The following is a 25,952-nucleotide window of genomic DNA, read 5'->3' as shown; positions in this document are numbered from 1 at the left end:
CCAGCATTGGCGGCATGACCACCCGCACCGACGGCCGCGCGCTGGCCGGCCTCGCCGCGCTGCTCGCCGACCCGACGCGGGCCGGCTTCTGCCTGGCCCTGCTCGACGGGCGGGCCTGGACGGCCGGCGAACTGGCCCGGTCCGCCGGCGTGGCGCCGTCCACCGCAAGCGACCACCTCACCCGGCTGGTCCGCGGCGGACTGCTGGTCGAGGAGCGGCAGGGCCGCCACCGGTACGTCCGCCTCGCCGACCCGTCGGTGGCCCAGCTCATCGAGGACCTGGCCGGCCGGGCGCCCGCCCCGGCGGCACCGCCCCGCACGTTGCGCGCCGCGTCGGCTCAGGCGTCCCTCGCGTACGCCCGGACCTGCTACGACCACCTGGCCGGCCGGCTCGGCGTGCTGCTGCACGACGCCCTGCTGGCCCGGGGCGTGCTCGACCGCGCCGGCGGCCTGGCGCTCACCCCGACCGGGGTGGCCTGGCTGACCGACCTCGGCGTCTCCGTCGAGCCCCTGCGCGCCGCCCGGCGGCCACTGGTCCGCGACTGCCTCGACTGGACCGAGCGTCGCCCGCACCTGGCCGGCGCGCTCGGCGCCGCGCTCTGCCGGCGCTTCCTCGACCTCGGCTGGACCGCGCGAGGCACCGGCCGGGCGCTCCGCCTCACCCCGGCCGGCCGCCCCGCCCTGGCCGCCGCCCTCGCCGTCGACCCGGCGGCCCTCGCACCGCCCCCCTCCCGCGACAGCGGCCCCGCCCGCGCCTGACCCCGTCACCGGGGTGCGCTGATCGACTCCACCTTGGCGACGTGTTCCGGCCGGAAAGCCGCCGCGTCCGAGAGCCGGCGACCGCGCGACAGTTCGGTCGGGGCCGAAGGGAAACGGCAATACAGTCGGGCGATGAGTTGGCCATGATCCCGCCCGCCCCTGACACGCCGGCCTGCGGGCCCCCGGTGCCCGTCGACGGCGGCTGGGTGGTGACCCGGCACGCCGACGTCGTCGCCGTGCTGACCGACCCCCGGTACGTGGTGCCGGTCGCGCCCGGCGGGCCGCCCGGCACCCTGGCCTGGCTGCGCGGGACGGTCAGCCGGTTCAGCGCCCCGGACCGGCATCCGGGCCGGCGCGCGCTCGGGGTGGCCGCGCTCGGCGAGCTCGACCCGGACGAACTGCGCCACGCGGCCGCCCGGCTGACCGAGGCGACGCTGGACCGGGTCGAGGCGGCGGGCCGTGTGGAGGTGATGGGCAAGCTGGCGCGGCGCGTACCCCTGGAGGTGCTGGCGGCGCGGCTCGGCCTGGCGGACCCGGCGGCGGCCGTGCCGGCGGTGACCACGGTGGCCGCCGCCTACCACCCGGGCGCCGACCCGGTGGCAATGGCACGCGCCGACCGGGCGGTGGCCGCGCTGCTGGCGATGTCGCCACCGGCTTCGGCCGAGGCCGCCGCGAACCGGATCGGGCTCCTGGTGCAGGCCGCCGACGCCACCGCCGGGTTGATCGGCGCCGCGGTCCGGCACGGGCTGGCCGCGCCGGCCGCGCTCGGCACCGCGGACCTGCTGGCCGAGATGCTGCGCCTGGACCCGCCGGTGCGCGCCACCCGCCGGGTCGCCACCGGCGCGCTACGCCTCGGCGGCCGGGAGATCGGGCCGGACGCCCCGCTGCTGCTCCGCTTCGACGCGGCCAACCGGGACCCGGCCGCCCACCCGGACCCGGACCGGTTCCGCGCCGGCCGTCCGGGCGCGGTGCTGACCTTCGGCGCCGGGCCTCGGGGCTGCCCGGGGGAGCGGCACGCCCTCGCTCTCGCCGCCGGCGTAATCGAGGTGCTGCGGGAACGATGCGGGCCCGCCGGGCCGCCCCCGCGCTACGCCCCACACCCCACCCTCCGTGTCCCGACCAACCTCGAGGTGATGTTCCGATGACCGACCGCGCCGCGACCTTCCGAGCCCTGCACCAGCCGGGCCGGCCCCTCCTGCTGCCCAACGCCTGGGACCACGCCTCCGCCGCGGCGCTCGCCGCCCGGGGCCACCCGGCCGTCGGCACCACCAGCCTCGGGGTGGCCGCGGCCGCCGGCAAGCCGGACGGGACCGGGGCGACCCGGAGGGACACCCTCGACCTGGCCCGCCGGCTGCGGGACGTGCCGGTGCTGCTCACCGTCGACATCGAGGACGGCTTCAGCGACGACCCGGCGGCGGTGGCCGGGTACGTCGCCGAGCTGGCCGCGCTCGGCGTGGTCGGGGTCAACCTGGAGGACGGCCGCCCGGACGGGACGCTCGCGCCCGTGGACCTGGCCGCCGCCAAGATCGCGGCGGTGCGGGCGGCCGTGCCGGGGCTGTTCGTCAACGCCCGCACGGACGCCTGGTGGCTGGGCGTGCCCGATCCGCTGCCGGCGGCGCTGGACCGGGCGGGGGCCTACCGGGCGGCGGGCGCGGACGGGTTGTTCGTCCCCGGGGCGCCGGACGACACGGTCGGGTTGCTGGTGGCCGAGGCGGAGCTGCCGCTCAACGTGCTGCACCGGCCGGGCGGGCCCGACCTGGCCGCGCTGGGCCGGCTCGGGGTGGCCCGGGTCAGCACCGGCTCGCTGCTGTTCCGCGCCGCCCTCGGCGCGGCGCTGCACCTGGCCGAGGCGGTGCGCGCCGGGCACGACACCGGCCTGCCGGCGGCACCGGACTACGCCTGGGTGCAGGGCCTCTCGGCGGGATGAGGCACCTTAGGAGGGAGATAGGAGGATTGTTCGGAGAGCTACCGATCCTGGTGATTACGGTGTGTTCAGGTTTGATCACGCCGTGTCCTGCCCGGAGAGGGGCCGACCATGCGAGTGCCCAGCCGAAGCCCCGGCCACCAGCCCGGGTCCGCCGTCGCGTCCGCCGCCCCCGCCCGCCGGCTGCCCCCGGCCGCCGGCCGCCGCACCGGGCCCGCGCAGCCGGACCTGGGCGCGTACCGGACGGCGGTGGCGGAGCTGCTGGTCGAGGTGGGCGCTCTGGCGGACGCGCCGTCGACCACCGCCCGCCAGGTGCTGCTCGACCAGCGGCTGCGCGAGCCGGCCATCGCCGCCGTCCTCGACGCCACCCCGCAGGGCTTCGTCGGCGCCCGGGAGACGCTGCTGCTGGAGATGGCCCGCTACCAGCCCAACGCCCGCAGCTCCGCGCACGACCTCACCGCGCTGGTCCGGATCTACCTGCTCTCCAGGATCGACGTGATGTGGTGGCGGGACAGCGGGACCTTCCTCACCGACGGTCAGGTCGACACCAGCACCGACCTGGTCGACCTGGAGTGGCTGCGCCGGCGCGGGCTGCTCGCCTTCCGCTACCAGCAGCAGGCCGCCACCGTCCTCGGTCGCGGGCTGCGCGCCGTCCAGCGGCGGCTGCGCCCGGACGCCACCCCGCGTACCGCCGGGTTGCGGTTCCGCCGGGCCCGGCGTGAGGTGATCGCGCTGCTCAACGACCTGGGCCGGGAGTTCGCCGCGGCCACCGGGCCCGGCATCCCGCCGCTCTGGGTGACCAGCCTGGCCCGCAGCGCCGAGCACCAGTACCGGCTGCGCCGCCTCGGCTACGCCGCCATGGTGCCCAGTGGGCACTGCCTCGGCTGGGCGGCGGACGTGGAACTGGCCTGGTACGGACGGTTCGGCGCCCGGGACCTCCTCGCCGACCTGCTGCTGGCCCGGCAGGAGGCCGGCGAGATCAACGTGGTCGACGAGGGCCAGGCCTGGCACCTCTGCCTCGCTCCCGCCGCCCGCCCGCGGTTCCGGCGGGCGTACGAGGCCGAGATGGGGGTCTGAGCCGATGTGCGGCATCGCGCTGAGCACCGGCCCCGAGGCCGACCCGGCCACCTTCCGGCGGATGCTGGCCGTGCTCGCCCCGCGCGGCGAGGTGACCGAGACCCGGCAGCAGGATGGCCTGCTCGCCGGCGTACGACGGTTGCGGGTGGTGGACCGCGAGCGGGCGGTGCAGCCCTGGGTCTCGCCCGACGAGCGGCACCTGCTCTGCTACAACGGCGAGGTCTTCAACCACCACGAGCTGCGCGCGGAGCTGACGCGGCTCGGGCACGACTTCCGCACCGCCGGCGACACCGAGGTGGTGCTCGCCGCCTTCCGGCAGTGGACGAGGAGGCGGTGCGCCGGCTGCGCGGCGAGTACGCCTTCGTGGTGGTGGAGCGGGCCACCGGCCGGGCGTACCTGGCCCGGGACCCGCTCGGGGTCAAACCGCTCTACTGGTCCCGCGCCCCGGGCTGCCTGCACCTGGCCTCGGAGGTGAAGGCGCTGGCCGGGCACGACGCGCCGATCAGCGAGGTGCCGCCGGGGCACCACGGCTGGGCCGAGCCCGACGGGCCGGTCCGGCTGCGCCCCTACGTCGACCTGCTCACCATCGGCGACGGGCTGCCGGTGATCGACGACCCGGACGAGGCCGCCCTGCTCGTCCGGGTCGCGCTCACCGACAGCATCCGGGCACGGCTGGACACCGACCTCACCGTCGGGGTGGTGCTCTCCGGCGGTCTGGACAGCTCGCTGGCCCTGCTGCACGCCGCGCAGCTGCACCCGGACTGCGTGGCGGTCACGGTCGGCGTGCCGGACAGCCCCGACGTGGCGTACGCCCGGCGGCTCGCCGCCGAACTGGGCGTGCCGCACGAGGTCATCGAGCTGCGCCCGCGGGACATCTGGCTGGCCGACGTGCGCGAGGCGATCCGGATCGCCGAGCTGACCGAGTACGGCGACATCATCAACGCGGTGGTCTCGGTGCCGCTCTTCCGGCGACTGCGCGAGCTGGATCGTCCGGCGGGCCTTCGCCGACCTGCTGCCCGGCTACATCCGTCGGCGGCCGAAGAACCCGATGTCGTACTCCTCGGGGCTGCACGAGCGGGCCCGGCTCTACAAGCCGCTCTTCGCCCGGCTGCACCGCTCCTTCGGCTACCAGCTGCTCGAACCCGTCCGGCGCGACTTCGACAGCGTGCTCACCCGCTGCGGCAACGACCTGGACCGGGCCATCGCCGACGGGCTGGCCCGCCCCGACTACACCGTGCTGGAGCACGCCCGGGACCTGGTCGGCGCGGCGAAGTGGAACGCCGTGCCGGTGGTCCGGCGGCTGGTCGGCCCGCGCGCCGTGCGGCGCGTCGCGTCCCGTCCGTGACCCCGCCGCTTGACTCTGACACCGTGTCAGGGGCGAGCGTGAGGGGGCCATGTTCACCATCGGAGAATTCGCCGCACTCGGTCGGGTGTCGGTCCGGATGCTGCGGCACTACGACGGCATCGGGCTGCTCCGCCCGGCCGTCGTCGACCCGCACACCGGCTACCGGCACTACCGGGCGGACCAGCTCGGCCGGCTCAACCGGGTGATCGCCCTGAAGGAGCTGGGCCTCACGCTGGACCAGGTCCGGGCGATCCTCGACGACCGGCTGGACGTCGCCGAGCTACGCGGCATGCTGCGGCTACGCCGGGCCCAGCTCGCGGCGCAGGTGGCCGCCGACACCGCCCGGCTGGCCGGGATCGAGGCGAGACTCCGGATGCTCGATGCGGAGGGACGCATGACCACCGAGGACGTCGTACTCAAGGAGATCCCCGCGGTGCGGATCGCGGAACTGACCGCGGTCGCCGCCAGCTACGAGCCGCCGGACATCAGCCCGGTGATCCAGCCGCTCTACCCGGAGCTGTTCCGCCGCCTGGAGGCCGCGCGGGTCCGCCCCAGCGGGCCGAGCATCGCCTGGTACGAGCCGGAGGGCGAGGGGGAGGCGGTGGTCGTGCACGCGGGGGTGGCCGTCGGCGTCGACCCGGCGGCCGCCGGGGACGTGGCCGTGGTCGACCTGCCGGCCCTGCCCGCGGCCGCGACGCTGGTGCACCACGGCCCGATGGACGAGGCGGAGACCAGCATGCGGGTGCTCGCCCGGTGGATCGAGGAGAACGGCTGGCGGGCCGAGGGGTACGCCCGCGAGGTCTACCTCGACTACTGCGCGGACGCGCCGGAGAAGGGCGTCACCGAGCTGCAGATCCCGGTCTCCCGGCGGTGAACCGCGTGGACGGGCCGCCCGCGCGGGCGGCCCGTCCCACCGGGGGCACGCGAGGTCCGATCGCCGCCAGCCACCGGCCGCGTTCCCGGCCAGGCTGGACGGCATGACGAGGACGCGCACCAGGTACCTGATCCGCCCCGTGCCCGCCGACGTGCTGGCCGACGTGCGACGCGCCGGCCGCGACGCCTCCGGCCAGCCGCCCGAGCGGTGCTGCGCCGAGGGCGGCGAGCCGCTGCGCTGCTGCCTCCGCGACGCCACCCCGGGCGAGCCGCTGCTGCTCTTCGGGTACGCCCCGCCGCTGCCGCCCGGCCCGTACCGGGAGGTGGGGCCGATCTTCGCGCACGCAGTCGACTGCCCCGGCCCGGCGGAGGCGACGGCGTACCCGGCCGACTGGCGGGGGCGGCCCCAGGTACTCCGGGCGTACGACCGGCGGGGCCGGATCGTCGGTGGCCGGCACCACGACGGCGACGACCCGGACGCCGTCATCGCGGAGCTGCTGGCCGACCCGGCGGTGGACCGCCTGCACAGCCGCAACGTGGTGTACGGCTGCTACATGTTCGCCGTGGTCCGCGGCTGAGCCGGGCGTGACCGGCGGTGGCCGGGGTATCAGCCCGGCATGACCGGACTGGACGCGATCGTGGTGGGGCAGGTCGCACGGGACCTCGTGCTGCTGGTGGACGAGGTGCCCGGCCCGTCCGGGACGGCCCCGGTGCGGTGCCGGCGGGAGCTGCTCGGCGGCAAGGGGGCGAACCAGGCCGTCGGGCTGGCCCAGCTCGGGGTCCGGGTCGGCCTGCTCGGTGTGGTCGGCGAGGACGAGGTCGGCGACCGGCTGCTGGGCCAGGCCCGCAGCGACGGCATCGACGTCGCCCCGGTGCTGCGCCGGCCGGACACGCCGAGCGCGCTGATCGTGGACGTGGTGGACGCCCTGGCCCGCTGGCGGTACCTGGAGGACATCCCCGAGGCGACCCTGCTCACCGAGGCGGACGTGATCGCCGCGGCCGAGGTGCTGGGGGCGGCCCGGGCGGTGGTCGTCCAGCTCCAGCAGCCGCTGCCGGCGGCGCTCGCGGCGGCCCGGGCCGCTCGCGAGGCCGACCGGCTCGTGGTGCTCGACGGGGCGCCGGAGGACCCGGACGGCGCGGCGGAGCTGCTGTCCCGGGCCGACGTGCTGCGGGCCGACGCGCGGGAGGCCGGGCTGCTGCTCGGGGGCGACCCGCCGAAGGACGCCGAGGCGGGGCTGCGCGCCGGCCGGGAACTGGCCGCCCGGGGGCCGGCGCTGGTCGCCGTCGAGGTGGCGGGGGAGGGGAACGCCTTCGTCTGGCCCGACGGGGAACTCTTCGTGCCGCTGAGCGAGACGCCCACGGTGGACAGCACCGGCGCGGGGGACGCCTTCGTCGCCGCCGTGACGGCCGGCCTGCTCCGCGACGAGCCGTACCCCCGGCTCGCCCGGTACGCGGTCGCGGCGGCCGGCGCGACCGTGGGCCATCCCGGTGGCCGGCCCGCCCTCACCGGCGAGGCGATCGAGGCGCAGCTCGCCCGGATCCCGGACCGTTGACGTCCCCGATGGACATCGGCCGCCGCCTCTTCTAGCGTCGCGGACATGCGGAGGACCTTGCTCGCCACCGGGCTCGCCCTGCTCGTCGTCACCACCGGTTGCGCCGGGAGCCCCCGGCCCGCCGAGCCGGCCGGGGCCGGCACGCCGACCGCCTCCCGGCAGGACGCCGGCCAGGTCGAGCGGACCCTGGCCAGCCTGCGCCGGGTCGACGACCTGCCGCTGTACGAGATGACCTACGTCGGCGACTACGACCCGACGGCCGGCGTCGCGGGCACGCCACAGGCGACACCGTTCGGCTGCTCGCTCTTCGCCGCCCGCGGCGACCGGAGCCGGCCGCTGTTCGCCCGCAACTTCGACTGGGACGCGAACCCGGCCCTGGTGCTGCGCACCGACCCGCCGGACGGCTACGCCTCGATCTCCCTGGTGGACATCTCCTACCTGGGGGTCACCGCCGACCCGGCCGGTGACCGCCGGCTGCTGAACGCGCCGCTGCTGCCCTTCGACGGGATGAACGAGCGGGGCCTGGCCGTCGGGCTGGCCGCCGACGACGGCGCGACGGCGGAGCCGGTGCCCGGCCGGCCCACCGTCGGCTCGGTACGCATCCTGCGCCTGGTGCTGGACTCCGCCGCCACGGTGGACGAGGCGATCGCCGTGTTCGGGCGCTACAACCTGGACTTCGACGGCGGTCCGCCGCTGCACTACCTGATCGCCGACGCCACCGGCGCGTCCGCCGTGGTCGAGTTCGTCGACGGCGCGATGCGGGCCGAGAAGGGCCGGGGCGCCTGGCAGGCGCTGACCAACGTGCCGGCCGTCGGGGTGGCCGACCGCGACCTACGCCGCGACCACCGCTACGGTGTGCTCGCCGAGGCGCTCGACCGGGCCGGCGGGTCGGTGGACGCCCCGGCCGCGTTGCGCCTGCTGGACGCCGTGCGGCAGGCGCACACCCGCTGGTCGGTGACGTACGTGCTGCGCACCGGCGAGGTGCGGCTGGTCACCGCGGGCGGCGGCGAGCGCGGCTACCGGCTGCCGATGAGCTGAGCTGAGCCGGGCCCGGCCCCGCCAAGGGGCCGGACCCGGCCGACGGGTCACGAGCTCAGGGTCACCAGCTCAGGTAGCCCGTCTGGGTCTGCACGTTCAGCTCGGGCACCTGGATCAGCCGGGCCGCCCAGGTACGCGGGTCGCGCAGCTCCAGCACGTCCAGGCCCTTCTGGATGTCGCTGGAGTAGATGTGGCCGTTGTACCAGTAGGCCGACCAGGAACCGCCGGTGCGCAGCCGGTCGGCGGCCAGCGGACCCCGCTCCCAGAAGGCGATCTCCGTGGGGTGCCGGGAGTCGGTGAAGTCCCAGACCGAGATGCCGCCCTGGTACCAGGCCTGGACCATGATGTCCCGACCGGGCACCGGCACCAGCGAGCCGTTGTGCGCCACGCAGTTCTCGGTGTCGGCGTTGACCCGGGGGATCTTGTAGTAGCTGCGGAACGTCAACCGCCGGTCGTCGCCGCGACCGGTGATGTCGTAGATGGCGTCCGCACCGCGATTCGGCCCGGTGGCCTCGTTGCAGGTCGCCGCGCCGCCCCCGCCCAGCTCGTCGGTGAAGACCACCTTGGTGCCGGAGTTGTTGAACGTCGCCGAGTGCCAGAAGGCGAAGTTCTCGGTGTCCCGGACCCGCTCGATCACCCGCGGCGCCTCCCGGTCCGCGATGTCGAGCAGGATGCCGTCGCCCATGCAGGCGCCGGCGGCCAGGTCCTTCGCCGGGTACGCGGTGATGTCGTGGCAGCCGCTGGTGGCCGACTTCTCACCCGGGATGCCCGGGTAGCCGCCGTCCGGGAAGAGGTTCGGCGTGGCCACCACGGCGGCCGCGGTCGGGTCCTTCACGGGCACCTTGACGATGGAGATCGAGTCGTGCGGCTGCGGACAGCCCACGTAGGTGTCCGACGGCCCGTACGAGGAGACGTAGAGGTAGACCGAGCGGCGGTCCTTGCTCGGCACCAGGGTGTGGGTGTGCGAGCCGCAGGACGTCTGCACGGACTTCACGTACCGCGGCTTGGTCTTGTCGCTGATGTCGAAGACCTTGATGCCCTCCCAGCGGGTCTCGGTCCGGTCCACCGGGGTGCTGGCGCAGGAGTCGTCGCTGCGCGGCGCGTCGGTGGAGAGGAAGAGCAGGTTGCCGTGGACGGAGACGTCGTTCTGCGAGCCGGGGCAGAGCACCTGCGACACGATGGTCGGCGCGCTCGGCCGGGAGATGTCGTAGATGACGAGGCCGTCGTAGTTGCCGACGAACGCGTACCGGCCCTGGAACGCGATGTCGGTGCCGAACGCCGCGGAGGTGTCGAATGGCGCCTGCTTCGGCAGGTTGGCGATCTGCCGCAGGTTGGGGCTGCTGGAGATCTCGTCGACCCCGGGGACGGCGCTGTCCACGGTGGCCGGTGCGATCTGTGCCCGGGAGATTTCCTGGGCGCTGCTGGGTGGGGCGGTGACGACGCCGGCGATTAGCAGGCCGGCGGCGGCGAGGCTGACGATCCGGATTCGGGACGTGCGGTTGGCGATCACCGGCGGCACCCTCCGAAAGGGGATGATGGTTGTCCACACCTTACATGCCGACGACATTCATCAATGTGACCCCGATCACATCTAAGCGGGATTGTCTATGGATAGGATCGCTGTCACCTCGACCGGAGGGAGTGTCGTATGACCGGCCGGCAGGGACGCGTCTGGCTTGCCGTCACAGCCCTGGTGGCGCTCCTGGTCGTGGTCGGCGTGGCGCTGACCCGGTCGGGTGACGAGCGGCCCGCGGCGGCCGCGGCGAGCCCGTCCGCAACAGTCTCCCCGGTCGACGCGCCGCCGGTCGTGGTGCCCGGCCGGCCCGGGGAGGCGGCGGCCACCCGCGCCGCGCAGGAGGTCCGGGACGGCGCGCCGCCGCGCTACAACGGCCTCGACGTCTGGTACGTCCGGATGATGATTCCGCACCACCAGCAGGCGGTGGAGGTGGCCACCCTGGCCCCCGACCGGGCCGCCGACCCCCGGGTGCGCGCCGTCGCCGACCGGATCCGGGCCGCCCAACGGCCCGAGATCGGGGTGCTGCGGGGCTGGCTCGGCGCGCGCGGGCTCGACGCGGAGGTCCCCGGGCACGACCACGGCGCAATGCGCGGGATGCAGTCCGCCGACGCGATGCGGCAGCTCGCCGCCGCCCGGGGCGCGGAGTTCGACCGGCTCTTCGTGCAGATGATGACCGCGCACCACGAGGGCGCGGTGATCATGTCCACCGACCTGCTGAAGGTGGGCGCGGACCAGACGCTCCAGGAGTTCGCCAACTCGGTCGCCACCGAGCAGTCCGCCGAGATCGCCCGCCTCCGCGACCTGATCGCCCCCTGATCCGCCGGATCTTGGACACGTGCCGTTCGCGAGGAACGGTAAGTGTCCAAGATCGGGAGCTCACCCGCCGCAGGGGCCGTCGTGGTCGGCCGGGAGGGGGCAGCGGCGGCAGTGGGGCAGCCGGGCGTCGCACCAGATCCGGGTACGGACGAACTGGCGGTCCTCCTCGCTGAGCGTGGTCTCGCCGAAGTCGATGTGCGTGACGTGGCCCAGCGACTCGCGCAGCGCCACGGCCAGCGCGACGGCCTCGGTGAGCCGGGTGAGCGTGGTGGGCAGGTGGATGATCCAGCGCGGCTCGGGCGCCGCGTCGGTGGAGTCCATGGCTCTCCCTGGGAGCGACGGAGGGCGGCGCCGAGGCGGGCGGGGGCGGCCGGCGCGACCGCGCGCCCGCGCCGGCCGGAGCCCGGCACCCGCCCCGGGCCTGTCGGTGTGGCTGTGGTGCCGTGCTGTGGTCGGAGCAGCGGAACGGCCGGGCCGTCGGACGCCGCTCCGAGAGGTGACGCCGCAGTGCCTAGCTGGGAGCCTCCTCGCTCCGAGACTCTACCGACAATACTGGTAAAGTCGACGATGCTCTTGAAGTTCTCCCGCGTGGCGTGATCAGATGGGCGTGCCTAGCTGGGAGTACTTCGCATGCCCGCACCACGGAAGTTCGAGCCGCACTACCGGCGCATCATCGCCGACATCAGGGGACGCATCGCCTCCGGCGAGTGGCCGCCGGGCCACAAGCTGCCGTCGACGAAGGCGCTGACCGACCTGTACGACGTCGGCAGCCAGTCCACCGTCCGGCAGGCGATCACGATCCTCATCGAGACCGGCGAACTTTACGGACACCAGGGTCTAGGCGTCTTCGTCGCCGACCGGCCCTCGTGACTCGGTGAGCATCGACGAGTCCGACAGCCCGTACCCTGGGTGACCGTGGACCGCATCGTCTTCGGGCGCCCGCTGCGCAGCGTCGCGTTCGATGTCGCCGTCTCCGGGCTGGTCGCCCTCTTCGCCCTCCTGGGGATCTTCGCCCAGCAGGGCGGCGCCCCGGCCACCGCAGTCGGCCTGGTGATGGCGCTGGTCCTGCTGTTCCGGCGGACCCACCCGTCGGCGGTGGCGGCCGGGGTGGCCGTGCTCGCGCTGCTCCAGGTGATCGTCGGCTGGGGCCCGCTGGCCTACGACATCGGCGTGCTCATCGCCCTCTACAGCGTGGTCAAGTACGCCGACCGGCTGCGCGACGGCATCCTGGCCGGGATCGTCGCCGCCATCGGTGTGCTGCTCGCCGCCGTGCAGATGGCCGGCCCGGCGCCCTGGTGGGCGGGCGCGCTCTACTACGGCCTGGTCACCGGCGCGGTGTGGCTGGTCGGGCTGAACGTGCGGACCCGCCGGCTCTACGTGCTGACCCTGGAGGAGCGGGCCGCCACCCTGGAACGCGAGCGGGAGGCCGAGTCCCGCGCGGCGGTCGCGGAGGAGCGCACCCGGATCGCCCGCGAGCTGCACGACGTGGTCGCGCACAGCATGGCCGTGATGATCGTGCAGGCGGACGGGGTCCGGTTCACCATCGACCGGGACCCGGCCACCGCCCGGGAGGCGGCCAAGGTGGTGGCGGACACCGGCCGGCAGGCGCTGGAGGAGATGCGGCGCCTCGTCGGCGTACTCCGGGAACCGAGCCGGCCGGAGCCGGCGGCCGAGCCCGACGCCGCGGTCGACGCCGAGCCGGCGCACCGGCGGCCCGCCCTGGTCGAGCTGCCCGACCTGCTGGACCGCTTCCGCGCCGCCGGCCTGCGGATCACCGACACCGCCACCGGCACGCCGGTCGCCCTGCCACCCGGCCTGGAGCTGACCGTCTACCGGGTGGTGCAGGAGAGCCTGACCAACGCGCTCAAGCACGCCGGGGTGGGCGCGGCCGTCGAGCTGCGCCTCGACTGGTCCGCGGACGCCGTCGTGGTCCGGGCGGTCGACGACGGGCGCGGCCGCCCGGTGGTCCGGCCGGCGCCGTCCGGCGGGCACGGCCTGGTCGGCATGCGCGAGCGGGTCGGGGTGTACGACGGCAGCCTCGCCGCCGGCCCGACGCTGGGCGGCGGCTGGCGGGTCGAGGCGCGGCTGCCGCTACCGTCGGCGCCGGCTACCGAGGAAGGGAAGGCGGCGGCATGACCGTCCGGGTGGTGATCGTGGACGACCAGGCGCTGGTGCGCGCCGGGTTCCGGATGGTGCTCGACTCCCAACCCGACCTCGCCGTGGTCGGCGAGGCGATCGACGGCGCGGACGCGCTGCGGGTGCTGGACCGGGTCGAGGCCGACGTGGTGGTGATGGACCTGCGGATGCCCACCATGGACGGCGTGGAGGCGACGAGGCGGATCTGCGCCCGGCCGGCCGCGAGCCGCCCGCGGGTGCTGGTGCTCACCACCTTCGACACCGAGGCCGACGCGTTCGCCGCGCTGCGCGCCGGGGCCAGCGGCTTCCTGCTCAAGAACGTCCCGCCGGAGGAGTTGCTCGCCGCGATCCGGGTGGTCGCCGAGGGCGACTCGGTGGTGGCCCCGTCGGTCACCCGGCGGCTGCTGGACCGGTTCGCCGGCCAGCTCGGGCCGGGGCCGGCCGAGGACCCGCGGCTGGCCCAGCTCACCGAGCGGGAGCGGGAGGTGCTGCTGCTCGTCGCGCAGGGGCTCTCCAACGCCGAGATCGCCGCCCGGGTGCACGTCGCCGAGGCGACGGTGAAGACCCACGTCGGCCGGATCCTGGCCAAGCTCCAGCTCCGCGACCGGGTCCAGGCCGTGGTGTTGGCGTACGAGAGCGGGCTGGTCACCCCGGGCGGCTGACCCGGCGTACGACCTGGGTCGTACGGGTCCACCCGGTCGGGGGCGACCACCGGCGTACCGAGGTCGAGCGCGCAGGTGGAGATCACCGGAGGGGTGCCGCCCATAGCGTCGGAGAGGTCAGCCGAACCCCGTCCGACGGGAGCACCACATTGTCCGCAACCCCGACCACCGGCGTCGCCGTCACCGCCCGTGAGCTGCGCAAGGAGTACGGCTCCGGGCTCTCCCGGGTCGTCGCCCTCGACGGCGTCGACCTCGACCTGGCCGCCGCCCGGTTCACCGCCGTCATGGGCCCGTCGGGCTCCGGCAAGTCGACCCTGCTGCACTGCCTCGCCGGCCTGGACCGGCCGTCGGCCGGCACGGTGTGCATCGGCGACGCCGACCTCGCCCGCCTCGACGACCGCCGGCTGACCCGGCTGCGCCGGGACCGGATCGGCTTCGTCTTCCAGAAGTTCAACCTGCTGCCCACCCTGACCGCCGAGGAGAACATCGTGCTGCCGCTGGCCATCGCCGGCCGGCGGCCCGACCCGGAGTGGCTGAACCGGGTGGTGGCCGCGGTCGGCCTCACCGACCGCCTCCGGCACCGGCCCGCCGAACTCTCCGGCGGCCAGCAGCAGCGGGTGGCCGTGGCCCGGGCGCTGGTCACCCGACCGTGGGTGATCTTCGCCGACGAACCCACCGGCAACCTGGACTCGCGGTCCGGCGCGGAGGTGCTGCGGCTGCTCCGCGAGGCGGTGGACACGCTCGGCCAGACCGTGGTCATGGTGACCCACGACCCGACGGCCGCCGCGCACGCCGACCGGGTGGTCTTCCTCGCCGACGGCCGGCTGGTCGAGGAGCTGCACGCCCCGACCGCCGGCCAGGTCCTCGACGCGCTCACCCGGCTCGAGGCCGGCGCGCCGCTGGTGGGGCGGTGACCGGGATGCTGCGCCTGACCCTGCGCCAGGTCCGCGCCGACGGGCTGCGCCTGCTGCTCTCCTCGCTGGCGATCGTCCTCGGCGTCGCCTTCGTCGCCGGCACCCTGATGTTCATCGACGGCATGCGAGCCGGGGCGTACGAGCGGGCCGGCGCCTTCGACCGGCACACCGACCTGGCCGCGTACGCCGACGCCACGCCGCTGCCGCCGACCCTGGTCGACCGGGTGCGCGCGGTCGACGGGGTGGCCGCCGCCGAGGGGGAGTTGACCGGCACCGCCGGGGTGATGGGCGCCGACGGTCGGCCGGTGCTCGGCTACGCCGTCCTCGCCGCGATCCCCACCGACCCGGCCCTCCAGTCGTACGACGTGGTCGCCGGGCGGCTGCCGCAGCGGCCCGGCGAGCTGGTGCTCGACGAGGAGACCGTCGCCGACCAGCGCTTCACCCTGGGCAGCCCGGTGCGGGTCGGCGGGAACGGCGGGCCGGCCCGGCCGTACACCCTGGTCGGCGCCGTCGACGTGGCCGGCAGCTCGCGGGATGTCGGCGGCCCGTTCATCGGCCTGGCCGGCGCGGACGCGCTGGCCGTGAGCGGGGACGGCCGCATCATGGTGGCCGCGCGGCCCGGGGTGGACCGGTCGGCGCTCGCCGACCGGGTCCGCGCGGCGGTCGGGCGGCAGGTCGTGGTCCGGGACCGCGCGGCGATCCTCGACGCGGCCGTCGCGGACGCGGTGCGCGACCGGCAGCAGTTCGAGCTGTTCCTCGGCACCTTCGCCGCGGTGGCGGTGCTGGTCGCCGGCTTCGTGATCGCCAACACCTTCGCCATCGTGCTCGCTCAGCGGTCCCGGCGGACCGCGCTGCTGCGGCTGGTCGGGGCCACCCGCGGCCAGGTCTACCGGGCCACCCTCGGCGAGGCGGCGCTGACCGGGCTGCTCGCCTCGGCGGTCGGGGTGCTGGCCGGGGTGGGGCTGGCCGCGGGCCTCGGCGCGCTGCTGTCCACCCTCGACACGCCGGTCGCCGGGGCGGTCGCCGTGACCGCCCGTACGGTGCTGCTCCCCCTCGGTCTCGGCACGCTGCTGACCGTGGCGTCCGCCGCGGTGCCGGCCTGGCAGGGCACCCGGGTGGCGCCGGTGGCCGCACTGACCGACGCCGCCGTGCAGCCCGCCCGGCGGGCCGGCCGGGTCCGGCTCGCGGCCGGCGCGCTGGTCCTCGCCGCCGGGGTGGCCGCGCTGGCCGGTGCCGGGGCCACGGGCCAGGTGCCGCTGGTCGCCGCGGGCGGGGTGCTGGCCTTCCTGGGCATCGTGCTGTTCGGCCCGGTGCTGGTGCCGGCGCTGGTGCGGGTGCTCGGCCTGCCGGCCCGCCGGCTGCTCGGCGTCCCGGCCGGGCTGGCCGTGGCGAACGCCGTGCGCAACCCGCGCCGGGTGGCGGCCACCGCCACGGCCATGGTCATCGGGATCGGCCTGGTCTCCGCGTTCGTGGTGGGCGCGGGCAGCGCGAAGGCCGGCATCGAGCGCGCGGTCGACGCGCGGATCGGGGTGGACTTCCTGGTCGCCGGGATCGGCGGGGACCTGCCGGCGCCGTTGGCCGGGGAACTGGCCGCCCGGCCGGAGCTGGGCATGGTGCACGAGCAGCGCACCCGGGTGGCCGACGGGATCGAGGTGCGCGCCGCGCACCCGGCGCTGGTCCGGCGGACCTTGTCCGCGGTGGACGCCGGCGACCCGGCCGACCTGGGCCCGGGGGCGGTGCTGGTGCACCGCGAGCTGGCCGCCGCCCGCGGCTGGTCGGTCGGCAGCACGGTCCCGCTCGCCGGCCGGTCGTTCCGGGTGGCCGCCGTGGTGGCCGACGACAACCGGGCCCTGGCCGGCAGTTCGGTGCCCGCCGGACACGTGGTGGACGTCGTCGACGCCGACTTCACCCGCCTCTTCCCGGCCGAGCGCGGCCACCTGGCCGAGGTGGACCCCGCCGACGGGGTCAGCGCCGACGTCGCCCGGGCCGCCGTCGAGTCGGTGCTCACCAACTATCCGACGGTCAATCTGCTGGACCAGGCCGCCTACAAGAAGATGCTCACCGGCACCGTGGACCTGGTGCTCGGCTTCGTCACCGCGCTGCTCGGCCTGGCCGTGGTGATCGCGCTGGTCGGCGTGGCGAACACGCTCACCCTCTCGGTGGTGGAGCGGACCCGGGAGAACGCGGTGCTGCGCGCCGTCGGCCTGAGCCGTGGCGGGATGCGGACGCTGCTCGCCGTCGAGGCGGTGCTCACCGCGCTGGTCGGCACCCTGCTCGGCATCGCGCTGGGCGCCGGGGTAGCGGCCGGCGGGATGGCGGTGCTGGCCCGGCTCGGCGGGGACTTCACCCTGGTCCTGCCCTGGGGGCGGCTGGGCCTGATCGTCGCGGTGGCGGTGGTCGCCGCGCTGGCCGCCTCGGTCCTGCCGGCCCGGCGCGCGCTGTCCCGACCGGTGGTGGCGGCCCTCGGCACGGAGTGACCGCCGGGCGCCCGAGACGCGTCGAGCCGGTCCCGCGACAGGCGCGGGGCCGGCTCGATCTGTTCCGGGTGCCGCCGGGTCAGCGGTCGGACGCCGGCTGGGCCCCGCCCCCGTCGCCCCCGCCATCGCCGCCACCCGCGGGGGCGGTCGTGGTCGTCGTGGTCTCGGTCGGTGCGGTGGTTTCCACCGGCGGCGGACTCGTGGTCGGCGCCGTGCTCGGCGCGGTGGGCAGGGTCGACGGGACGCTCGACGGGGTCGGCTGGGCCGAGGCGCTCCCGGAGGGGCTCGGCGTGGCCGAGGACGAGACCGAGGGCCGGCCGGTCGGACCCACCGGGCGGTAGCTGCGGCCACCCCCCTCCGTCGGCGGCGCCTCGGTGACCGCGGCGTCCGCGACCGAGTTGCTCGGGGCCACCGCCGGCGGGGTCGTGTCGATCTGGGTGGCCGGCGGGTCGGCGTTCTTCGCCGCGCCCAGGGCGGCGCCCAGCGCGGCCAGCGCCACCAGCACCGCGGCCGCGGCGCCGACCAGCGTGCCGCGCCGGCCCGGCCGGCGGGCCGGGGCAACCAGCGCCCCCGGCGCCGCGGCGGTCAGGTCGTCGCGGGTGCGGCTGGATCCGGTCGCGCCGCGCAGCGCCACCGGCACCATCGAGGTGGGCGCCTCGGAGCCGGCCGCGCGGGCCGCCTCGGCCATCGCCGCGGCGGTGGGGAAGCGGTCCGCCGGGTCCTTGGCCAGGGCCCGGGCCACCAGGTCGCGGACCGGCTGCGGGATCTCCTCCGGCAGCTCCGGCGGCTCGTCGTCGAGGTGGCGGACCGCCACCTGGAGCGGGTTGTCCCCGGTGAACGGCGGGTTGCCGGTGAGGCAGCAGTAGGCCACCGCGCCGAGTGCGTAGAGGTCGGTGGCGCCGGAGACCGGACGCCCGGCGGCCTGCTCGGGGGCCATGTAGAGGGCGGTGCCGGGCACCGCGTTCGTGCTGGTGATGCTGGTGACGTTGGTCGACCGGGCCACCCCGAAGTCGACCAGCACCACGGTGCCGTCGTCCTGGACGAGCAGGTTGCTCGGCTTGACGTCACGGTGGACGATGCCCCGGGTGTGCGCCGCTTGCAGCGCCTGGGCCACCTGCGCCACGATCGACATCGTCTCGCCGACCTCGAGCTGCCCGGCCGCCTCGATCCGGCGGGAGAGCGGCTCGCCCGCGACGAACTCCATGACCAGGTAGTCGGCCCGGCTGCCGTCGGGCAGGTCGTCCTCGCCGCAGTCGAAGACCTGGACCACGCCCGGGTGGCGCAGCGACGCCATGATCCGCGCCTCGGAGCGGAAGCGGGCGATGAAGTCGGGGTCGGAGACCAGGGCGGGCAGCAGGACCTTCACCGCGACCGGACGGCCGAGCACCAGGTCCGTGGCACGCCAGACGTCGCCCATGCCGCCGGTGGCGACACGGTCATCCAGGCGGTACCGACCGCTGAGCACGACGTCTGAAGTCAACACGCCATTACCGTACCCAGAGCGGCCCCGGAGTATTTCCCGCGATCTCTCCCGTCACGACCGGCGCGCGGCCCGGCGGGACTCGGCCGAACGGTCGGGCCTGCCCGAACCGATTGGCTGACCGTGACGATCCGCGTACGATCGGCCAGGAAAATGTGTCCGACAGTTCGTGTGTCCGAGTTCCGGACTGGTGTTTTGTCCCGGTTCACCGAAGCGCAGCGCATTCCGGGTGGCGTTCGTTACACCGACGCGCCGTGACCGTCCGTAGACAATTCTCACTCTTTTGCCGGCGGGCGGCGCCTTGTCCAACCTAACGTCCGCTCCTAGCGTTGGCCCGGCTCCCGGCCGCCCCATGCCGCCGGTACGGTATGTCCGCCGACGACCGTCCTCACGGCGGTAGTTCCATACGGCGCCCGGCACCTTCCGTGCCGGCGCCGATCAGGTCAGCGGGGGGCTGATGGTGCGGGTGGAGGTCCGGTCGTCCGACCGGGCGGGCGTCGGGCACACCGGCACCGGCGGGCGCCGGTGCCGGGAGTCGGCACGGCGGGAACGGCGGATCCATGACCGGTGAGCTGAACGAGGCGGTCGCCGCCGCGCAGGCGGGCGACGAGGAGGCGTTCCGCTTCCTCTACCGCAGCCTCCAGCCCGGCCTGCTGCGCTACCTCACCGCCCTGGTCGGCGCCGACGCCGAGGACGTGGCCTCGGAGGCGTGGCTCCAGATCTCCCGTGACCTGCCCAGCTTCACCGGCGGGGAGTTCCGCGCCTGGACGGTCACCATCGCCCGCAACCGCGCCATGGACCACCTGCGCCGGCAGCGGCGACGGCCCGCCCTGCCGGTGCCCGTGCAGGCGCTCAGCGAACTGGCCGGGGACGCGGACACCGCCGAGCGAGCGGGCGAGACCATCGGCACCGAGAGCGCGCTGGCCCTGATCGCCAGCCTGCCGCCCCGCGAGGCGGAGGCGGTGCTGCTGCGCGCCGTGATCGGGCTGGACGCGGAGACCGCCGGGCGGGTGCTCGGCCGACGGGCCGGCGCCGTGCGTACCGCCGCGCACCGCGGGCTGCGCCGGCTGGCCGCCATGCTCCAGCGCACCGACGCGGACCAGTCGTCGGACCAGGCCGGGGGAGCGACCCCGCCCCGGCCCCGTACCGGCCGGGGACGGCAGGCGCCGCAGGCGCCCAAGGCCGAGCCGGCGGACGGTTGACGTGGAGGAAAACGGGATGAACTTTCGCCGGTCCGACGGGCCCGCCGACCGGGCGGAGTCGGAGCGCCTCCTCGACACGGCCCGCACCGGGACACCCCCGGAGCCGACGGCCGACCCGCTGGCGCTCCTGCTCGCCGCGGCGACCGCCCCGGCCGACCCGGGCGCGCTGACCGGTGAGGAGCGAGCGGTCGCCGCGTTCCGTGCCGCCCGGGCGAACCCGGCCCCGGCCGCGGCGCCGCGACCGCGTCACCGCTTCCGGGTCGGCGCGGTGCTGGCCGGCGTCGCCGCCACCGCCACCGCCGGAGCGGCGTTCGCCGCGGTGAGCCTCGACCGGAACCCGGAACCGGCGCCCCCGCCGGTTCCGGCCACCTCCGGCAGCACCGGTGCGAGCGGTCCGGGCACGCCGACGCACTCCGGGGGCGCCACCCCGTCCGGCGGGCCGTCCGGCGGGATCCCGTCCACCGCGCCGGCACCCGGCGGCTCCGGCGGACCGGGCCGGCCGGCCGACGCCGCACAGCTCGCCGGGCTGTGCCGCGCGTACCTGGCGAAATCCGACCGGCAGCGGGCCCGGGCGCTGGAGACCGACGTCTTCGCCGACCTGGTCTCCGCCGCCGGCGGCGCCGACCGGGTCGAGGACTACTGCCTGGCCCTGGTGCCGGAGAAGTCCCCGGAGCCCGCCTCGCCGAAGGCCGCCTCACCGAAGCCGTCGGCCCACAAGGCGACCCCGTCCGCGCCCGCCGCCCCGACCCGGCGGACCGGCAGGCCGACCACCGCCCCCGGTCGCTGAGCCGATCCGGCCGCCGTCCGCAATCGGATTCCGGACAAAAATTCATCTCCTCGGGCGCGCGGATTCCGTCTGCTAGACAGAAGATGGTGGGACCCGCGGACGCCCGGCCGCCACGGCAGGGGCGCCCGGCCGACAGCGTGGTCGCCCGCCCGGGGAGAGGAGCCGTCTCTTGGTGATGTCGCCGGAGCTGGACCGGATCACCGTCCTGCGGGACGAGGCGGGGGCCCACGGGCACATCGCCAGGATCTGCTTCAAGACCGGGCCACCCACCCTGACCGGCATCGAGCTGGAATGGACGGTGCACGACGCCGCGGACCCGACCCGCCCGGTCGACCGCGACCGACTGCGCCGGGCGCTGGGACGGCACAGCCCTGTCACCCTCGACCCCACCAGCCCGGCCGCCGGGCTCCGGCGCGGTGGCACCGTGACCGTGGAGCCGGGCGGGCAGGTGGAGATCTCCTCCGCGCCGCGACCGTCGGTCGCCGCGCTCATCCTGGCCACCGAGGCGGACCTCGCCGAGCTGCGAGCCCTCCTGGACGCCGCCGGCCTCGTCCTGGGCCGCACCGGCATGGACCCCTGGCGCCCCCCGCATCCCGTGCTGGAGACCCCGCGCTACCGCGCCATGCGCGGCGTCTTCGACCGCCACGGGCCGGCCGGTCGGGCGATGATGTACAGCACCGCCGGGCTCCAGATCTGCCTGGACGCGGGCGAGCCGGACCGGGTGGCCGAGCGGTGGGCCGCCGCGCACGCCGTCGGGCCGCCGCTGCTGGCCGCCTTCGCCACCGCCGACCGGCACGCCGGCCGGCGCACCGGCTGGGCCTCCACCCGGATGGCCGCCTGGCTGGCCATGGACCCGGCGCGCACCCGCCCGGTCTGGTCGCCCGGCCGCGCCGACCGCGACCCGGTCGCCGCCTGGACCGGCTACGCGCTCGCCGCGCCGCTGCTCTGCGTACGCGGCGACGGCCCGGACTGGACCCCGCCGCCGGGCGTCACCTTCGCCGACTGGCTGGCCGGGGCGCTGCCGCGCCCGCCGACCACCGAAGACCTGGAATACCACCTCAGCACGCTCTTCCCGCCGGTCCGCCCGCGCGGCTACCTGGAGGTCCGCTACCTGGACACCCAGCCGGACCGGGAGTGGGCCGTGCCGCTGGCGGTGCTGGCCGCGCTCTTCGCCGACCCGGCCACCACCCGGGACGCGCTGGCCGCCGCCGCCCCGGTCGCCGACCGCTGGTCCGCGGCGGCCCGGCACGGGCTGGCCGAGCCACCGCTGGCCGCCGCCGCGGCGACCCTGTTCGACCTGGCCCTGGCGGCCCTGCCCCGGCTGGACCTGCCGGCCGGGCTCCACGACGAGACGAGCCGAGCGATCCGGCGGCGCCGCGCCGCCGCGGAAAGGGGACACCGGTGACCACGACCGAGCGGCCGGCCACGGAGGGCGAACAGCTGCGCGGCCGGATCGCGGCCGAGCTGGAGCGCGCCCGCGCTCGAACCGCGCTGCTGACCGACGCGGTGGACGACGACGACCTGGTGCGGCAGCACTCCACGCTGATGTCCCCGCTGGTCTGGGACCTGGCGCACGTCGGCAACCAGGAGGAGCTGTGGCTGGTCCGCGACGTCGGCGGGCGCGAGCCGGTGCGCCGCGACATCGACGACCTGTACGACGCGTTCAAGCAGCCCCGCAAGGACCGCCCGGCGCTGCCGCTGCTGCCGCCGGCCGAGGCGCGGGCGTACGTGCGCACCGTCCGGGAGAAGGTGTACGACCTGCTGGACGGGATCCGGTTCACCGACCGGAAGCTGGTCGAGGACGGCTACGCGTTCGGCATGATCGTCCAGCACGAGCAGCAGCACGACGAGACCATGCTCGCCACCCACCAGTTGCGCGCCGGCGGCCCGGCGCTGCACGCCCCGCCGCCCCCGGAGCCGCGGGCCCGGGTCGGCGGCGAGGTGCTGGTGCCGGCCGGACCGTTCACCATGGGCACGTCCACCGACCCGTGGGCGCTGGACAACGAGCGCCCCGCGCACACCGTCGACCTGCCGGCGTACGCCATCGACGCGGCGCCGGTCACCAACGGGCAGTACCGCGCCTTCATCGCCGACGGCGGATACGACGAGCCGCGCTGGTGGAGCGAGGCCGGCTGGCGGCACCGGGTCGAGGCCGGGCTGAGCGCCCCGATGCACTGGCGGCGCGACGGCGACGGCTGGGCGTACCGCCGGTTCGGCCGCTGGTCGCCGGTGCGCGACGACGAGCCGGTGGTGCACGTCTGCTTCCACGAGGCGGCGGCGTACGCCGCCTGGGCCGGCAAGCGGCTGCCCACCGAGGCGGAGTGGGAGAAGGCAGCCCGCTGGGATCCGGCGACCGGCCGGTCCCGCCGGTACCCGTGGGGCGACGCCGACCCGACCGGCGCGCACGCCAACCTGGGGCAGCGGCACCTGTGGCCGGCGCCGGTGGGCGCCTACCCGGAGGGCGCCTCCCCGCTCGGCGTGCACCAGCTCATCGGCGACGTCTGGGAGTGGACGTCGAGCACCTTCCGGGGCCACCCGGGCTTCGTGGCGTTTCCCTACCGGGAATACTCGGAGGTCTTCTTCGGCGACGACTACCGGGTGCTGCGCGGCGGCTCGTTCGGCACCGACCGGTCGGCGTGCCGGGGCACCTTCCGCAACTGGGACTACCCGATCCGGCGGCAGATCTTCAGCGGCTTCCGCTGCGCCCGCGACGCCCGCCCCGAGGAGGCGGCGTGACGGGTGGTGCCGCCTGATGTGCCGCCACCTGGCGTACCTCGGTCCGCCGGTCAGCCTGCGCAGCCTCCTCTTCGACCCGCCGTACGGCCTGCTGCGGCAGTCCTGGGCGCCGCGCGACATGCGCGGCGGCGGCACGATCAACGCCGACGGCTTCGGGGTCGGCTGGTACCCGGGCGACGGCGACCCGGTCCGCTACCGGCGGGCGCAGCCGATGTGGAGCGACACCACCCTGCCGGAGCTGGCCGGCGTGACGGTCGCCGGCGCGGTGCTGGCCGCCGTCCGGTCCGCCACGGTGGGCATGCCGCTGCACGAGACGGCGGCGGCGCCGTTCGCCGAGGGGCGGTGGCTGTTCAGCCACAACGGGGTGGTCCGGGGCTGGCCGGACAGCCTGGTGCCGCTCGCCGCCGGGCTGCCCGTCCGCGACCTGCTGACCCTGGAGGTGCCGAGCGATTCGGCGCTGCTCTGGGCGCTGGTCCGGCACCGGCTGCGGGCCGGTGCGGCGCCCGGCGACGCGCTGGACGGGACCGTCGCGGCGGTCGCTGCCGCCGCCCCGGGATCCCGGCTGAACCTGCTGCTCACCGATGGCACCACGGTGGCGGCCACCGTGGCTGGGCACGCCCTGTCGGCACGGCGTACCCCGGGCTCGGTGCTGCTGGCCTCGGAGCCCTTCGACGACGACCCCGGCTGGCGGGCGCTGCCGCACGGCCGGCTGGTGGTGGCCACCGCCACCGGGCTGGACACCCGGAAGCTGACGGTCGCCTGACATCCCTTTCCCACAGCGGTAGGAACAGGAAGGACAGCTGATGAGCGCGGAGCCACTGGAGATCCACCTGGAGGAGCAGGACCTCAGCCGCGGCCTGCGGGAGGACGTCCGGGTCGGGCTGACCGCGACACCGAAGTGGCTGCCACCGAAATGGTTCTACGACGCCCGGGGCAGCGAGCTCTTCGAGGAGATCACCCGGCTGCCGGAGTACTACCCGACCCGGGCCGAGCGGGCGGTGCTCGCCGCGCACGCGGACGACATCGCCGAGCTGACCGGCGCGAAGACCCTGATCGAGCTGGGCTCCGGCTCGTCGGGGAAGACCCGGCTGCTGCTGGACGCCTTCACCCGCCACGGCGACCTGGGCACCTTCGTCCCGCTGGACGTGTCGGTCAGCGCGCTTCGCCGGTCCACCGGGCAGATCGCGGCCGCGTACCCCGGGCTGCGGGTGCGGGGCATCGTCGGCGACTTCACCCGGCACCTGGACCGGCTGCCCACCGGCGGCCGGCGGCTGGTGCTGTTCCTCGGCGGAACCATCGGCAACCTGCTGCCGGTGGACCGGGCCGAGTTCCTCACCGCGACGCGCGCGGCGCTGGAGCCCGGCGACTGGCTGCTGGTCGGCACCGACCTGGTCAAGGACCCGTCGGTGATCGTCCCGGCCTACGACGACGCGGCCGGGGTGACCGCCGAGTTCAACCGCAACGTGCTCCGGGTGATCAACCGGGAACTGGGGGCGGACTTCGACCCGGAGGCGTTCCGGCACGTGGCGGTCTGGGACCCGGAGCACGAGTGGATCGAGATGCGGCTGCGGGCCGAGCGTCCGGTCCGGGTGCGCGTGCTCGACCTGGACGTCGAGTTCGCCGCCGGCGAGGAGCTGCGGACCGAGGTCTCGGCCAAGTTCCGCCCCGAGGGGATCGGCCGGGAACTGGCCGCGGCGGGGTTCGACCGGCAGGCGTTCTGGACCGACCCGGACGGGCTCTTCGGGGTCAGCCTGGCCCGGGCCGACTGAGCCGCCGGGGCGCGGCGGGTGAGCCTGTTCACCCGTCGCGGCCCGCGCCGTGATGATCCGCTAGGCTGGGGCCGTGAAGGGGAGTAGCCCCCAATGTCGTGGTCGACATACTGATGCGTTCCGCATCCGGCCACGCGGCCCCGGTCCCCGGGGCGGGCGAGACCTTCGACTCAGGCTGTCGCAGCCGGGTCGAGGGCGCCCCCGTACCTCCTCCCGGCTTGATCGGGAAGGTTCACATGGACGGTTTCCTCGTCGCGCTGGTGATCAGCTTCGGCGTCATCTTCGTCGCCGAGCTGGGCGACAAGTCCCAGCTCATGGCCCTGACGTTCGCCACCCGGTTCCGGACCCTGCCGGTGCTCATCGGCATCACCGTGGCCACCGCGATCGTGCACCTGGCCTCGGTCGCCATCGGATACGGCCTCAACGCGGCGCTGCCCACCAGCTGGATCTCGCTCGTCGCCGGCCTGGCGTTCCTCGGCTTCGGCGCGTGGACGCTGCGCGGCGACAAGCTGACCGAGGAGGAGAAGCGCAAGGCGGAGAAGAGCAGCCGTAACGCCATCGTCGCCGTCGGGGTGGCGTTCTTCCTGGCCGAGCTGGGCGACAAGACCATGCTCGCCACCATCACCCTGGCCACCAAGTACGGCTGGTTCGGCACCTGGCTCGGCTCCACCCTCGGCATGGTCGCCGCCGACGCCCTGGCCATCCTGGTGGGCCGCCTGCTCGGCCGGCACCTGCCGGAGAAGGCCATCCGCTACGGCGCCGCCGTGCTCTTCGCCATCTCCGGCCTCTGGCTGATCCTCGAGGCGGTCGCCGAACTGACTTGACCCCCGCCGGCCGGTTCCGCCGCACGTACCCGGCGGCGGAACCGGCCGCGGATGATCGAGAGCCG

Annotated in this window: 24 protein-coding genes and 1 pseudogene; 22 read left to right on the top strand and 3 right to left on the bottom strand. The window is 75.8% G+C overall.

Features of this window, described 5'->3' with window-relative positions; all coding sequences use genetic code 11:
• Positions 1-14: 14 nt before the first annotated feature.
• From AC0OLQ_RS21720 to AC0OLQ_RS21680, 9 genes and pseudogenes are all read left to right on the top strand, one after another.
• Positions 15-758, top strand: coding sequence for an ArsR/SmtB family transcription factor (locus AC0OLQ_RS21720; RefSeq protein ID WP_484527762.1), 744 nt, complete (start codon positions 15-17; stop codon positions 756-758).
• A gap of 143 nt (positions 759-901) precedes the next feature.
• Positions 902-1,903, top strand: a complete 1,002-nt coding sequence (locus AC0OLQ_RS21715) for a cytochrome P450 (protein WP_484527761.1) — start codon at positions 902-904, stop codon at positions 1,901-1,903.
• The gene (locus AC0OLQ_RS21710; RefSeq protein WP_484527760.1) at positions 1,900-2,685 is read left to right on the top strand and encodes an isocitrate lyase/PEP mutase family protein; all 786 of its coding nucleotides are present in this window, start codon (positions 1,900-1,902) and stop codon (positions 2,683-2,685) included. The genes AC0OLQ_RS21715 and AC0OLQ_RS21710 overlap by 4 nt, the downstream gene beginning before the upstream one ends.
• A 108-nt stretch (positions 2,686-2,793) precedes the next feature.
• Positions 2,794-3,759: a hypothetical protein gene (locus AC0OLQ_RS21705; protein WP_484527759.1), complete on the top strand. Its 966-nt coding sequence runs from the start codon at positions 2,794-2,796 to the stop codon at positions 3,757-3,759.
• A gap of 4 nt (positions 3,760-3,763) precedes the next feature.
• Positions 3,764-5,104: pseudogene (locus AC0OLQ_RS21700) on the top strand (asparagine synthetase B family protein).
• A 49-nt stretch (positions 5,105-5,153) separates the two neighbouring features.
• Complete coding sequence (locus tag AC0OLQ_RS21695) at positions 5,154-5,978, top strand: MerR family transcriptional regulator (RefSeq protein WP_484527758.1); 825 nt, start codon at positions 5,154-5,156, stop codon at positions 5,976-5,978.
• 103 nt (positions 5,979-6,081) lie between these two features.
• Positions 6,082-6,555, top strand: coding sequence for a DUF1203 domain-containing protein (locus AC0OLQ_RS21690; protein ID WP_484527757.1), 474 nt, complete (start codon positions 6,082-6,084; stop codon positions 6,553-6,555).
• A gap of 39 nt (positions 6,556-6,594) precedes the next feature.
• Complete coding sequence (locus AC0OLQ_RS21685; protein WP_484527756.1) at positions 6,595-7,530, top strand: PfkB family carbohydrate kinase; 936 nt, start codon at positions 6,595-6,597, stop codon at positions 7,528-7,530.
• A gap of 45 nt (positions 7,531-7,575) precedes the next feature.
• Positions 7,576-8,568 (top strand): linear amide C-N hydrolase, encoded by a 993-nt coding sequence (locus AC0OLQ_RS21680; protein ID WP_484527755.1) that lies wholly within the window; start codon positions 7,576-7,578, stop codon positions 8,566-8,568.
• A 61-nt stretch (positions 8,569-8,629) separates the two neighbouring features.
• On the opposite strand, the gene AC0OLQ_RS21675 is transcribed toward AC0OLQ_RS21680, so the two are convergent.
• Complete coding sequence (locus tag AC0OLQ_RS21675) at positions 8,630-10,078, bottom strand: LVIVD repeat-containing protein (protein ID WP_484527754.1); 1,449 nt, start codon at positions 10,076-10,078, stop codon at positions 8,630-8,632.
• 138 nt (positions 10,079-10,216) lie between these two features.
• Here AC0OLQ_RS21675 and AC0OLQ_RS21670 point away from each other — a divergent pair, with 138 nt between their 5' ends.
• Positions 10,217-10,900, top strand: coding sequence for a DUF305 domain-containing protein (locus AC0OLQ_RS21670; protein WP_484527753.1), 684 nt, complete (start codon positions 10,217-10,219; stop codon positions 10,898-10,900).
• Positions 10,901-10,960: 60 nt separating this feature from the next.
• Here AC0OLQ_RS21670 and AC0OLQ_RS21665 read toward each other — a convergent pair whose 3' ends face one another.
• A complete protein-coding gene (locus AC0OLQ_RS21665) occupies positions 10,961-11,221 on the bottom strand; it encodes a hypothetical protein (RefSeq protein ID WP_484527752.1) in 261 nt (86 codons plus the stop codon).
• A 309-nt stretch (positions 11,222-11,530) separates the two neighbouring features.
• Here AC0OLQ_RS21665 and AC0OLQ_RS21660 point away from each other — a divergent pair, with 309 nt between their 5' ends.
• The 5 genes from AC0OLQ_RS21660 to AC0OLQ_RS21640 all read left to right on the top strand — a co-directional run bounded on the left by AC0OLQ_RS21660 (position 11,531) and on the right by AC0OLQ_RS21640 (position 17,089).
• Positions 11,531-11,770, top strand: a complete 240-nt coding sequence (locus AC0OLQ_RS21660) for a GntR family transcriptional regulator (protein ID WP_484527751.1) — start codon at positions 11,531-11,533, stop codon at positions 11,768-11,770.
• A gap of 39 nt (positions 11,771-11,809) precedes the next feature.
• A complete protein-coding gene (locus AC0OLQ_RS21655) occupies positions 11,810-13,036 on the top strand; it encodes a sensor histidine kinase (protein ID WP_484527750.1) in 1,227 nt (408 codons plus the stop codon).
• Positions 13,033-13,698: a response regulator gene (locus AC0OLQ_RS21650; protein WP_357340485.1), complete on the top strand. Its 666-nt coding sequence runs from the start codon at positions 13,033-13,035 to the stop codon at positions 13,696-13,698. Before AC0OLQ_RS21655 ends, AC0OLQ_RS21650 begins: the two co-directional genes overlap by 4 nt.
• Positions 13,699-13,847: 149 nt before the next feature.
• Entirely contained in the window at positions 13,848-14,612 is a 765-nt protein-coding gene (locus tag AC0OLQ_RS21645; RefSeq protein ID WP_484527749.1) for an ABC transporter ATP-binding protein, read from the top strand.
• 5 nt (positions 14,613-14,617) lie between these two features.
• Complete coding sequence (locus AC0OLQ_RS21640; protein ID WP_484532397.1) at positions 14,618-17,089, top strand: ABC transporter permease; 2,472 nt, start codon at positions 14,618-14,620, stop codon at positions 17,087-17,089.
• Between the two features lie 79 nt (positions 17,090-17,168).
• Here AC0OLQ_RS21640 and AC0OLQ_RS21635 read toward each other — a convergent pair whose 3' ends face one another.
• Positions 17,169-18,572: a serine/threonine-protein kinase gene (locus AC0OLQ_RS21635; protein WP_484527748.1), complete on the bottom strand. Its 1,404-nt coding sequence runs from the start codon at positions 18,570-18,572 to the stop codon at positions 17,169-17,171.
• 557 nt (positions 18,573-19,129) lie between these two features.
• Here AC0OLQ_RS21635 and AC0OLQ_RS21630 point away from each other — a divergent pair.
• From AC0OLQ_RS21630 to AC0OLQ_RS21600, 7 genes are all read left to right on the top strand, one after another.
• A complete protein-coding gene (locus AC0OLQ_RS21630; RefSeq protein WP_484527747.1) occupies positions 19,130-19,771 on the top strand; it encodes an RNA polymerase sigma factor in 642 nt (213 codons plus the stop codon).
• 16 nt (positions 19,772-19,787) lie between these two features.
• Positions 19,788-20,558, top strand: a complete 771-nt coding sequence (locus AC0OLQ_RS21625) for a hypothetical protein (protein WP_484527746.1) — start codon at positions 19,788-19,790, stop codon at positions 20,556-20,558.
• A gap of 169 nt (positions 20,559-20,727) precedes the next feature.
• Complete coding sequence (egtA, locus tag AC0OLQ_RS21620; protein ID WP_484527745.1) at positions 20,728-21,963, top strand: ergothioneine biosynthesis glutamate--cysteine ligase EgtA; 1,236 nt, start codon at positions 20,728-20,730, stop codon at positions 21,961-21,963.
• Complete coding sequence (gene egtB / locus AC0OLQ_RS21615) at positions 21,960-23,294, top strand: ergothioneine biosynthesis protein EgtB (protein WP_484527744.1); 1,335 nt, start codon at positions 21,960-21,962, stop codon at positions 23,292-23,294. The genes egtA and egtB overlap by 4 nt, the downstream gene beginning before the upstream one ends.
• Before the next feature lie 16 nt (positions 23,295-23,310).
• Positions 23,311-24,057: an ergothioneine biosynthesis protein EgtC gene (egtC, locus tag AC0OLQ_RS21610; protein ID WP_484527743.1), complete on the top strand. Its 747-nt coding sequence runs from the start codon at positions 23,311-23,313 to the stop codon at positions 24,055-24,057.
• A gap of 40 nt (positions 24,058-24,097) precedes the next feature.
• Positions 24,098-25,063, top strand: coding sequence for an L-histidine N(alpha)-methyltransferase (gene egtD, locus AC0OLQ_RS21605; RefSeq protein WP_484527742.1), 966 nt, complete (start codon positions 24,098-24,100; stop codon positions 25,061-25,063).
• A gap of 236 nt (positions 25,064-25,299) precedes the next feature.
• Positions 25,300-25,887 (top strand): TMEM165/GDT1 family protein, encoded by a 588-nt coding sequence (locus AC0OLQ_RS21600; RefSeq protein WP_357340463.1) that lies wholly within the window; start codon positions 25,300-25,302, stop codon positions 25,885-25,887.
• Positions 25,888-25,952: the final 65 nt, after the last annotated feature.

It is taken from the genome of Micromonospora sp. Utrum1, assembly GCF_057197805.1.
This window is presented reverse-complemented; position numbering and strand designations above follow the sequence as displayed.